The sequence below is a fragment of the Legionella sp. 27cVA30 genome, assembly GCF_024160945.1.
Classification (GTDB): Bacteria; Pseudomonadota; Gammaproteobacteria; order Legionellales; family Legionellaceae; genus Legionella_A; species Legionella_A septentrionalis.
The window spans coordinates 1,315,890-1,328,442 of the sequence record NZ_JAMYXK010000002.1; the positions used below are offsets into that span (position 1 = coordinate 1,315,890).

The following is a 12,553-nucleotide window of genomic DNA, read 5'->3' on the forward strand; positions in this document are numbered from 1 at the left end:
ATCGTTCGACATGATTCCTTTCTTTATAAATATGGGAATCATGCTCAATAAAAATAATTCGATTCTTTTTACTCGGAAGCGTCACCTTCCCAGCGCCAACCGATGATGCCTACATCGATGCCGGTACGCAAACCATCAGCATCAGCAATGCAGCCGGTGGCAATTACGAACAATTGGATACCAGCGACACCGCAACGATTACAGTCCAAGATACCATCAACACCACCACCGTCACCCTGGGCGATGTCACCGTCAATGAAGGCGGCACCATTACCTTAACCGCCAATGTGAATAATGCACCGCAAACCGATTTAACCTTAACCTTGTCCAATGGCCAAGTGATTACCATTCTTGCTGGACAAACGAGCGGCAGCGTCACCTTCCCTGCCCCAACCGATGATGCCTACGTCGATGCCGGTACGCAAACCATCAGCATCAGCAATGCAACCGGTGGCAATTACGAAAGCTTGAATACCAGCGATACAGCAACGATTACGGTTCAAGATACCATTGATACCACCACCGTCACCTTAGGCGATGTCATCGTCAATGAAGGCGGTATGGTGACCTTAACCGCCAATGTCAACAATGCACCGCAAACCGATTTAACCTTAACCTTGTCCAATGGGGAAGTGATCACCATACTTGCTGGACAAACAAGCGGCAGCGTTACTTTCCCAGCCCCCGCAGATGATGCCTACATCGATGCCGGTACGCAAACCATCAGCATCAGCAGTGCAGCCGGTGGCAATTACGAACAATTGGATACCAGCGACACCGCAACGATTACAGTCCAAGATACCATCAACACCACGACCGTCACCCTGGGCGATGTCACCGTCAATGAAGGTGGTACCATCACTTTGACGGCCAATGTTAATAATGCACCACAAACCGATTTAACGTTAACCCTGTCCAATGGCCAAGTCATTACGATTCTCGCTGGACAAACGAGCGGCAGCGTCACCTTCCCAGCCCCAACCGATGATGCCTACATCGATGCCGGTACACAAACCATCAGCATCAGCAATGCAATTGGTGGCAATTACGAACAATTGGATACCAGCGACACCGCAACGATTACCGTTCAAGATACTATTGACACCACCGCCGTCACCTTCCTTGACATCACCGTCAATGAAGGTGGCACCATCACTTTGACCGCCAATGTCAACAACGCACCGCAAACCGATTTAACCTTAACGCTGTCCAATGGAGAAGTCATTACCATCCTCGCTGGACAAACCAGCGGCAGCGTCACCTTCCCAGCGCCAACCGATGATGCTTATATTGATGCCGGTAGTCAAACCATCAGCATCAGCAATGCAGCCGGTGGCAATTACGAACAATTGGATACCAGCGACACCGCAACGATTACCGTTCAAGATACCATTGACACCACCACCGTCACCCTGGGCGATGTCACCGTCAATGAAGGCGGCACCATCACTTTGACCGCCAATGTCAATAATGCACCACAAACCGATTTAACGTTAACGCTGTCCAATGGAGAAGTCATTACGATTCTCGCCGGGCAAACCAGCGGCAGCGTCACCTTCCCGGCCCCAGCCGACGATGCCTACGTCGATGCCGATAGCCAAACCATCAGCATCAGCAATGCAGCCGGTGGCAATTACGAACAATTGAATACCAGCGACACCGCAACCATTACGGTGCAGGATACCATTGATACCACCACCGTCACCCTGGGCGATGTTACCGTTAACGAAGGCGGCACCATCACTTTGACCGCCAATGTCAACAATGCACCACAAACCGATTTAACCTTAACACTGTCCAATGGGGAGATCATTACCATCCTTGCTGGACAAACGAGTGGCAGCGTCACCTTCCCAGCGCCAACCGATGATGCTTATATTGATGCCGATAGCCAAACCATTAGCATCAGCAATGCAGCCGGTGGCAATTACGAACAACTGGATACCAGCGACACCGCAACGATTACCGTTCAAGATACCCTTGATACCACCACCGTTACCCTGGGCGATGTCACCGTCAATGAAGGCGGCACCATCACCTTAACCGCCAATGTCAACAATGCACCGGAAACAGACTTGACGTTAACGCTGTCTAACGGACAGGTGATCACCATTCTCGCTGGACAAATGAGCGGCAGCGTTACCTTCCCAGCCCCCGCAGATGATGCTTACATTGATGCCGATAGCCAAACCATCAGCATCAGCAGCGCAGCCGGTGGCAATTACGAACAATTGGATACCAGCGGCACCGCAACGATTACCGTTCAAGATACCATTGATACCACCACCGTTACCCTGGGCGATGTCACCGTCAATGAAGGCGGCACCATCACCTTAACCGCCAATGTCAACAATGCACCGCAAACCGACTTAACCTTAACCCTGTCCAATGGCCAAGTCATTACCATCCTCGCTGGACAAACCAGCGGCAGCGTCACCTTCCCAGCGCCAACCGATGATGCCTACGTCGATGCCGGTACGCAAACCATCAGCATCAGCAATGCAACCGGTGGCAATTACGAACAATTGGATACCAGCGACACCGCAACCATCACGGTTCAAGATACCATCAACACCACCACCGTTACCCTGGGTGATGTCACCGTCAATGAAGGCGGCACCATCACCTTAACCGCCAATGTCAATAATGCACCGCAAACCGATTTAACCTTAACGCTATCTAACGGACAGGTGATCACCATTCTCGCTGGACAAACGAGTGGCAGCGTCACCTTCCCAGCGCCAACCGATGATGCCTACGTCGATGCCGATAGCCAAACCATCAGCATCAGCAATGCAGCCGGTGGCAATTACGAACAATTGGATATTAGCGACACCGCAACCATCACGGTTCAGGATACCATTGATACCACCACCGTCACCTTAGGCGATGTCACCGTCAATGAAGGCGGCAGCATCACTTTAACCGCCAACGTCAACAATGCACCGCAAACAGACTTAACCTTAACGCTGTCCAATGGGGAAGTGATCACCATTCTTGCTGGACAAACGAGCGGCAGCGTCACCTTCCCAGCGCCAACCGATGATGCTTACATTGATGCCGGTACTCAAACCATCAGCATCAGCAATGCAGCCGGTGGCAATTACGAACAATTGGATACCAGCGACACCGCAACGATTACCGTTCAAGATACCATTGACACCACCACCGTCACCCTGGGCGATGTCACCGTCAATGAAGGCGGCACCATCACTTTAACCGCCAATGTCAACAATGCACCGCAAACCGATTTAACGTTGACGTTGTCCAATGGAGAAATCATTACCATCCTCGCTGGACAAACCAGTGGCAGCGTCACCTTCCCAGCGCCAACCGATGATGCTTATATTGATGCCGATAGCCAAATCATCAGCATCAGCAATGCAACCGGTGGCAATTACGAAAGCTTGAACACCAGTGACACCGCAACCATCACGGTTCAAGATACCATTGATACCACCACCGTCACCTTAGGCGATGTCACCGTCAATGAAGGCGGCACCATCACCTTAACCGCCAATGTCAACAATGCACCGCAAACCGATTTAACGTTGACGTTGTCCAATGGAGAAATCATTACCATCCTCGCTGGACAAACCAGCGGCAGCATCACCTTCGCAGCCCCCACCGATGATGCTTATATTGATGCCGATAGCCAAATCATCAGCATCAGCAATGCAGCCGGTGGCAATTACGAACAATTGGATATTAGTGACACCGCAACCATCACGGTTCAAGATACAATTGATACCACCACCGTCACCTTAGGCGATGTCACCGTCAATGAAGGCGGTATGGTGACCTTAACCGCCAATGTCAACAATGCACCGCAAACCGATTTAACGTTAACGCTGTCCAATGGCCAAGTGATTACTATTCTTGCTGGACAAACGAGCGGCAGCGTTACCTTCCCTGCGCCAACCGATGATGCCTACGTCGATGCCGATAGCCAAACCATCAGCATCAGCAATGCAGCCGGTGGCAATTACGAACAATTGGATATTAGCGACACCGCAACCATCACGGTTCAAGATACGATTGATACCACCACCGTTACCCTGGGCGATATCACTGTCAATGAAGGCGGCACCATCACCTTAACCGCCAATGTCAACAATGCACCGCAAACAGACTTAACCTTAACGCTGTCCAATGGAGAAGTCATTACGATTCTCGCCGGGCAAACGAGCGGCAGCGTCACCTTCCCAGCGCCAACCGATGATGCTTATATTGATGCCGGCAGCCAAACCATCAGCATCAGCAGCGCAGCCGGTGGCAATTACGAAAGCTTGAACACCAGCGACACCGCGACCATTACGGTGCAGGATACCATTGATACCACCACCGTCACCTTGGGCGATGTCACCGTCAATGAAGGCGGCACCATCACTTTAACCGCCAATGTCAACAATGCACCGCAAACCGACTTAACCTTAACGCTGTCCAATGGAGAAGTCATTACCATCCTCGCTGGACAAACCAGCGGCAGCGTCACCTTCCCGGCCCCAACCGATGATGCCTACATCGATGCCGGTACGCAAACCATCAGCATCAGCAGCGCAGCCGGTGGCAATTACGAAAGCTTGAACACCAGCGACACCGCGACCATTACGGTGCAGGATACCATTGATACCACCACCGTTACCCTGGGCGATGTCACCGTCAATGAAGGCGGCACCATCACCTTAACCGCCAATGTCAACAATGCACCGGAAACCGACTTAACCTTAACCCTGTCCAATGGAGAAATCATTACCATTCTCGCCGGGCAAACCAGCGGCAGCGTCACCTTCCCGGCCCCAACCGATGATGCCTACATCGATGCCGGTACGCAAACCATCAGCATCAGCAATGCAACCGGTGGCAATTACGAAAGCTTGAACACCAGCGACACCGCGACCATTACGGTGCAGGATACCATTGATACCACCACCGTCACCCTGGGCGATGTCACCGTCAATGAAGGCGGCACCATCACTTTGACCGCCAATGTCAACAATGCACCGCAAACAGACTTAACCTTAACGCTGTCCAATGGGGAAATGATCATCATTCTTGCTGGACAAACGAGCGGCAGCGTTACCTTCCCAGCCCCCGCAGATGATGCCTACGTCGATGCTGGCAGCCAAACCATCAGCATCAGCAATGCAACCGGTGGCAATTACGAAAGCTTGAATACCAACGATACGGCAACGATCACGGTGCAGGATACCATTGACACCACCACCGTCACCCTGAGCGATGTCACCGTCAATGAAGGCGGCACCATCACTTTGACCGCCAATGTCAACAATGCACCGCAAACCGATTTAACGTTAACGCTGTCTAATGGAGAAGTCATTACGATTCTCGCTGGACAAACGAGCGGCAGCGTCACCTTCCCGGCCCCAACCGATGATGCTTATATCGATGCCGGTACGCAAACCATCAGCATCAGCAATGCAGCCGGTGGCAATTACGAAAGCTTGAACACCAGCGACACCGCAACCATCACGGTTCAGGATACCATTGATACCACCACCGTCACCCTGGGCGATGTCACCGTCAATGAAGGCGGCAGCATCACCTTAACCGCCAATGTCAATAATGCACCGCAAACCGATTTAACCTTAACCTTGTCCAATGGAGAAGTCATTACCATCCTCGCTGGACAAACGAGCGGCAGCGTTACTTTCCCAGCCCCCGCAGATGATGCCTACGTCGATGCTGGCAGCCAAATCATCAGCATCAGCAATGCAGCCGGTGGCAATTACGAACAATTGGATACCAGCGACACAGCAACGATTACGGTTCAAGATACCATTGATACCACCACCGTTACCTTAGGCGATGTCACCGTCAATGAAGGTGGCACCATCACCTTAACCGCCAATGTCAACAATGCACCGGAAACCGATTTAACGTTAACCCTGTCCAATGGCCAAGTCATTACGATTCTCGCTGGACAAACGAGCGGCAGCGTTACCTTCCCGGCCCCAACCGATGATGCCTACGTTGATGCCGGTACGCAAACCATCAGCATCAGCAATGCAACCGGTGGCAATTACGAACAATTGGATACCAGCGACACAGCAACGATTACGGTTCAAGATACGATTGATACCACCACCGCTACCCTGGGCGATGTCACCGTCAATGAAGGCGGTATGGTGACCTTAATCGCCAATGTCAATAATGCACCCCAAACCGATTTAACCTTAACCTTGTCCAATGGCCAAGTCATTACGATTCTCGCTGGACAAACGAGCGGCAGCGTTACCTTCGCAGCTCCCGCAGATGATCCTTACATCGATGCCAGCACGCAAACCATCAGCATCAGCAATGCAATTGGTGGCAATTACGAAAGCTTGAACACCAGCGATACGGCAACGATCACGGTGCAAGATACCATCAACACCACCACCGTTACCCTGGGCAATGTCACCGTCAATGTTGAGCAAAATCAAAAAATATTTTCAGAAGCAACCAGTCGTTTTTGTCACTTCGTCTCAGAGGAAATTTTTTCCAAGCAAAATAATTCACATAATCAAAAAAGCGGAAATGAAAGTAAAATTGATCAATTTATTGCCTCCATGAACCAAGAGATAGAAGAAAATGAACGATTAATCCAAGGGTTCAGTCGTACTCCTTCTTGCGGTATGTAGTGAGGCTATTTACTTCGAAGTACAAATTTACAACCACGAGTTTGGCGATAATCATCCCATGACAAATGGAGCTAGTTATCGCCATACGTAATATTTTCTAAAATACTTAACCAATACTTTATCTTACTGGTTAAGATGACTTATCTCATGATCCATAGCATCCTGCATTGCTTTCAATGGAAGCCAATCTTCGATGGGCATTAGGCCAGTTTTTTTTGAAGACTAAATAAACCTGCGAGTTCATCATATTAAGGCTTGAAAGCAATCCATACTCTCCTAAATACTAAATATATTTTACGGATAGAGACGGCAACCCATGGAACCTGATGCTATGCCTATCGTTTGCTCAGTAAACCATGTGAATACCTTCCCATTTTCCTTGTCTATATTTTGATTGATTTGTATACAACCAACCGATATATTCTCTTCCCACTTGCATAGCTCATGAGCGAACTATGAGCCTGTGAATCCATAGGACAAAGTCCTCCTAAAATCTTGGGATAGCATTCGATGCAAAATCATTCCATAGCGCCAGAGGCGACAACCTCTACTTGGTCAAAAGTGTTTAGTTTATTCAAAGACTATTTCATTCATTCCGATGAAAAACTGCGCGCATGGGCTTTATTAATTGGTACCGGAATCTGTGTTGTGGGGCTTGTCGCCCTGATGGCCGCATTTTCATGGTGGTCGGCCGGATTTTGGGCGGTGCTAACCGCCAAAGCGTTGACTCCTTTTTTAGTTAGCATGGGGCAGTTTAGTTTAATTCTCGGTGCCTTTGTGGGCATTTCCGTTTTAAAAAATTTTCTGATTCAAAAGCTTTCCATCTTGTGGCGAAACTGGCTTACCAAAAAAATTACGGCTGAACTGTTTGAAAGTGAAAACAATTATTTGGAGCTCAAACGATTTTCCCCAGAGATTGATAATATATCTCAACGCATCCAGGAAGACGTAAAATCTTTCGTGGATTTAGCGCTTAATTTAGGCGCGGATTTATTAAATTCCGTACTTACCTTGGCAACCTTTGTTGGTACTTTATGGATAGTAGGAGGACCACTCGCCTTCACACTGCTTGGCCTTAATGTCGTTATTCCCGGCTATTTAGTTTGGGTAGCCTTAATCCTTGCTGTTTCAGCAACCCTCATGACCCATTTAATCGGCAAATCGCTCCCTGCTGCAAACCAACACGTTGAAAAAGCCGAGGCAGACTTAAGGCAGGAATTGGTGCAATTAAATGAAGAAGCGGAAAACATAGCGGAGGAGCACGCCGAAAACTATTACAAAACGACCATCAATAATCAAATTGAGGAAATTAAAATCTCGGCAAATGAAAAGCTCAATACCGACACCGGGTTAATTGCTTTTCAAAGTTTCTATTCGCAATCTGCAGGCATTCTTCCAAATCTGCTGGCAGCGCCTCTTTATTTTAGCGGCCTTATTGAGATAGGTCAGTTAATGCAAATTGGCCTGTCTTTTACTCAAGTGAGCATGTCACTTAGCTGGTTTGCAAATACTTATGAAAACCTATCTAAAATCAAAGCAAGCATTGAGCGCATCACCGAATTAAAAGAACGCTTCGAGAAAGAAGGACTTCAAACAAGCCCCAAAGAAATCGTTAGAAAAGTACAAGACAAAGATTCACTCAAAGTGAAAGGATTAAACATTGCTCCACCGAGAGAAAGCACCCACTACATCCTACGTAATTTGAGCTTAAAATTTATGCCGGGTGAACACGTTTTGATTAAAGGCGCATCCGGTCTTGGCAAAAGCTCTCTTTTTAAAGCCATTGCAGGCACATGGAAATATGGCGAAGGAAAAATTTCAATCCCTTCGGGCAAATCCCTCTATTTTCTACCGCAAAAACCAACCCTTCCGAACGACACCCTAAAAGCTGTCTTGGCTTATCCAGAGCCGGTAACTACTTACGCTGAAGAACAATACAGCGAAGCATTAATGGCAGTCGGCAGAATGGAGACTTTTATTTCAAGATTGGATGAAAAACGCAATTGGTCAAAAGAATTGTCAGGAGGACAGCAACAAAAAATCGCTTTCGCACGGGTTTTATTAAAAAAACCCGATTGGCTTTTCCTCGATGAAGCGACTTCTTCGCTTGATGAAGAAAGTGAGGAGCATGTTTATAAGATGGTAAAAGCATTAAAGACTACGACCATTATCAGCATCGCGCACCGAAATACTGTGGAAAAACATCACTCCAAAATAGTATTTTTCAATGCCAATGAAGACAGGGAAATTAAAGTAAATGAGCATCGATTAGGCGATAGCATGGATTCGGGAATGAACCTCGGTTAACCGCCCATTGGATGAAAATCAGTGATTAAACGATTTAAATTTTTTTGGGGTTACGCGCGAAGGAAAACAAAAATGCATAGAAAGGGCTGGTCGTGTGTCGCGACCAAACCCTTGGATTGACACAAAGCAAGTCCAACCTCGCTTTTTTACTATCCTACCAAGTCTATCTTAATCCTTCAACTCATACATTAAATGGCATGCTCTGATTGATGGGTTATCAATCCCAATGGGTTAATAACCTATTTAAACACCCGGTCTTTTGTTAAAAACTTCGACAATTTGTTCGCCATTGATTATATTGATTATAATGACTGCCGCTGGCGCCTCTCCATGGAAATGGGTTAATTCGTTCATTTCTTTTTTAAAACGCTCGTGGCTAAAGCAGGTGATGAGAGTAATATCTCCTTCGGCATAGATTAAAATTTGAAGAGCTAAGGGGTTCACGCACACCCCGTAGTAACGCGCATCGCTTTGGGTATCAAATTGCCGCCACTCGTTAAGATTTAACGAAAAAATCAAAATAATAGCGGTCAATTCCCACGCTAAACCACTGGGTTGTTTCTTTATCATGCGCTATTGCTTGATAACGCTTATCCGCTATGCGATGAATTAAATCAAAAATCATGGTTTTATCCTTCGTGAAGATAGCCCCTTGCGCAGGGGCTATCTAATCAATCAATGGCTGCAAAAATCTGGAAAGCTTCTTCATGCTCCAGCGCAAAAGCTCTTAAATCATAATAAGCATGGATGTATTTCTCAGCGGATGTTTTTAAAGCCAGACCATTTAATACAAAAAGGCTCACAATCACACCGGCTGCATCACTGCTTACTTTGCCCTCATACCCATTGCTTTCAATGCATACATGCAAAGCCTCTTTTATATCGGGTGCCAGATAAAAGCCCTCATTACTTAACTTATACAGATGCCAGTAAGCACCGCGATAAGTGGTGCAAAAACGTGACAGCGTGTCATAACAGGCGTTTTCAACGAGAGGCAACAAATTACCAAACTGTTTAATTAAAAAAGGCAGTCGCTCGCGTTCACGCACAAGTGATTTTGAAATGGTTTTCATGAAATCAATCCTTTTTGTCTTGAGGTTGGACTAGATGAAAGAACGTTGATGGACAGACCGCTTGAACGCCTGCAGCTCTAAAGCCTGCTCGCAGTATGCTTTCTCAAGGGATGTGAGGTAGGTTTTCTTTTTAGAGGAAACAAAAAAGGATTTGATAATAAAGAAAGGGTTTGATAGCTTACGCTTAGTCATTTTCACTACTCCAATAGTGTTGATGATGAGTGATATTGAGCTGCTCCAACAGCTTGATATCACGCTTAACTAGCCGATTATTATATCGAAAACCCCTTCTTTCTTCAATGATTTTTCACAGATAACCTATTGTTTTTTATCTATTTTTCATATATTTTTTGCTTGTAAATCCGTGTGGTTTGGGACATGCTTTTGATTCTTGAAGCCATCGCTTTCTTTTAAAGCCATGCGCTTTAGCGCATTCATTTTAAAATATATTGTTTTATTCTTGCCCTGCTTCCTCATCTCTCGCCACTCGCAGAAATGTCCTTTTTTTTGAATTTTATGGGGAATGCAAGGTGGAACGCACGCAGGTTGATAAGTCTCTTGTACTATCTGTTGCTTCTCATATAAAACCCAGCGACGTCTTGAGCTACTTGAATGAATTACTTCTATTACTTCCGCTTCTTTAGATATAGTCATAATACTAGTCCTATTACTAGTCGTTAGTTAACAACTAGCTGGTCCGGTTTTAGTGGGGAGCATTCCAATTACGATGTTTACCAGCTACTCCATACTGAACGAGTTAAAAAATTTTTAGGAACAGATGATTATTACACTTATAAACAGGAGAAATTTGGTCTTCTGAATGAAACCGATTTAACAAAAAATCCCGCATTTCAATTATCAGAACCAGGTGAGCTTGGTAAATTCAGTTCCCTTTACCAAAAGAAGGCTGAAATATACTTTGGAACCACCCCAAAATTCCAAACAATGATCGAGTATATAAAAAACTGTGCAAACTCGCTCTAATACTGGCGTTTTCGGCCTCATTGCCACAAAATATAGTAATTTTTTGTGGCAAAATCCAGGCATAACACGTCATCCGCTAGTTAAATTCATGACCTCAATATATATATAAACAAGGGAAAAGAACATAAACAGACCAGAACCAAACAAAATTGCTGCAAATTAACAATTATTCTGAATGGGTAATCATGCTTGTGGCTAACATGTTGTTTTATATTAATAGAGTTTGCTTAGGTTGCGGTCTGGTAAACTGCATTCCAGAGACAGGTTAGAATAGAATTAGTTACAGTTTTTAATACATCGGATGAAATGTTACTACCAATCTTTTTAAGCAACTCAGAAATAGTCATTGCCTCTATTTCTTTGACTTTTTTATTTTCATCTTTAAATTGTGAACGTAATTCCTTTATTACCTTGTTCTCTAACTCTTCCCCTCTCTCTTTCTGGATATTTTTTATAGCAGATATGAATGGTACAATTTTAATACTCACTACATCCTTGTTAAAAGAATAATCAACAACATGACCTAACAATTTAATAGAATTTTCTATTTCTCTTTTTAAAATTGGCGAATCGAGCAAAAATCGAATTCTTCCATTTTCAATTTCTGGCTTAATTCCTCCAGAGTTTATTTCTTCTAATATAGTATTTAAATTTTCTTTGGATTTTTTTTGCTCAAATTTTAAATAAGCTTCAAGCTGGATATTTTTAACTTTTCGTTCAGTAATTTTTAAAAGATTTGATTGTTCATAAATAGTTTTATTTTTAAGGAGTTGGTTTTTTTTAGATAGTATATGGTATACGAGCAAATCAATATCATGCTTCGATAAACTACCAAAACCTGACTCTAAATATTTGCTTAGAAATTCTTTTGAAAAATCATCTTGAAATATTTCTGATTTCGCTATCTCATTCAATAGACTTTCTTCTTGTTCCCGGGTTTCCATTTTTTACCCGTGTCCTGATTGTGCAATTAATGTCTATCGTACATTATAGCTCTGATGCCATTTTTTTCTATTAACCCTTCCATCTTGATCCTGTGCCGTTGGTATATCCAATGCGGCCAATTTCCCGTTATTTTTTGAAATTGCAATCGGTAAACTATCCCTATCGTTCGTATAAATTTTAGCCACAAACCGCGCACGTGAAAAAGCAACATAAAAAACATCCTTTGCCGTTGTGCGGCTTTGTGCATGTGCATCAATTAATACTCGATCGGTAGTTAAACCTTGGCTGCTATGGACTGTTGTGGCATAGGCATAATCTAAATGCAACGGCTGTTTTGAATCTAAGGCAACAGAACGAAGTCCATTCGATAGAGTGATCTGATCTTCTGCTACAGAGGATATTTTGAAGCGATCTCCATTAGCAAGATCCAAGTCCTTATCATTGCGGGTAATCCTTACAAAATCACCTGCTGACAGCTCTTTTCGATCGGGTTCATAAACAGATAATTTTCGATAAGTCATGGGGTTAAGTTCAAGAGTTTGCTGGTTTTCCATTGAGCGGACAATCAGGCGATTGCCCATGGCTGTATCTTCCACACGA

The 12,553-nt window shown here is 45.2% G+C and carries 7 protein-coding genes; 2 read left to right on the forward strand and 5 right to left on the reverse strand.

Annotation, left to right across the window (positions count from 1 at the left end):
* Positions 1 to 134 precede the first annotated feature (134 nt).
* Together NKV53_RS11580 and NKV53_RS11585 are read left to right on the forward strand one after the other, a co-directional pair.
* Complete coding sequence (locus tag NKV53_RS11580; RefSeq protein WP_371923220.1) at positions 135 to 6,644, forward strand: immunoglobulin-like domain-containing protein; 6,510 nt, start codon at positions 135 to 137, stop codon at positions 6,642 to 6,644.
* Between the two features lie 510 nt (positions 6,645 to 7,154).
* A complete protein-coding gene (locus tag NKV53_RS11585; protein WP_126954195.1) occupies positions 7,155 to 8,951 on the forward strand; it encodes an ABC transporter ATP-binding protein/permease in 1,797 nt (598 codons plus the stop codon).
* Between the two features lie 243 nt (positions 8,952 to 9,194).
* Here the strand turns inward: NKV53_RS11585 and NKV53_RS11590 are convergent, their stop codons facing one another.
* The 5 genes from NKV53_RS11590 to NKV53_RS11610 form a co-directional block, all read right to left on the reverse strand.
* Positions 9,195 to 9,521 (reverse strand): hypothetical protein, encoded by a 327-nt coding sequence (locus NKV53_RS11590; RefSeq protein WP_126954194.1) that lies wholly within the window; start codon positions 9,519 to 9,521, stop codon positions 9,195 to 9,197.
* Positions 9,522 to 9,622: 101 nt separating this feature from the next.
* Complete coding sequence (locus NKV53_RS11595; protein WP_126954193.1) at positions 9,623 to 10,024, reverse strand: antirestriction protein; 402 nt, start codon at positions 10,022 to 10,024, stop codon at positions 9,623 to 9,625.
* A 339-nt stretch (positions 10,025 to 10,363) separates the two neighbouring features.
* On the reverse strand, positions 10,364 to 10,678 hold the full coding sequence (locus NKV53_RS11600) for a hypothetical protein (RefSeq protein ID WP_253351178.1): 315 nt from the start codon (positions 10,676 to 10,678) through the stop codon (positions 10,364 to 10,366).
* A 557-nt stretch (positions 10,679 to 11,235) separates the two neighbouring features.
* Positions 11,236 to 11,952, reverse strand: a complete 717-nt coding sequence (locus NKV53_RS11605) for a hypothetical protein (RefSeq protein WP_253351179.1) — start codon at positions 11,950 to 11,952, stop codon at positions 11,236 to 11,238.
* 33 nt (positions 11,953 to 11,985) lie between these two features.
* Positions 11,986 to 12,549, reverse strand: a complete 564-nt coding sequence (locus NKV53_RS11610) for a hypothetical protein (protein ID WP_253351181.1) — start codon at positions 12,547 to 12,549, stop codon at positions 11,986 to 11,988.
* Positions 12,550 to 12,553: the final 4 nt, after the last annotated feature.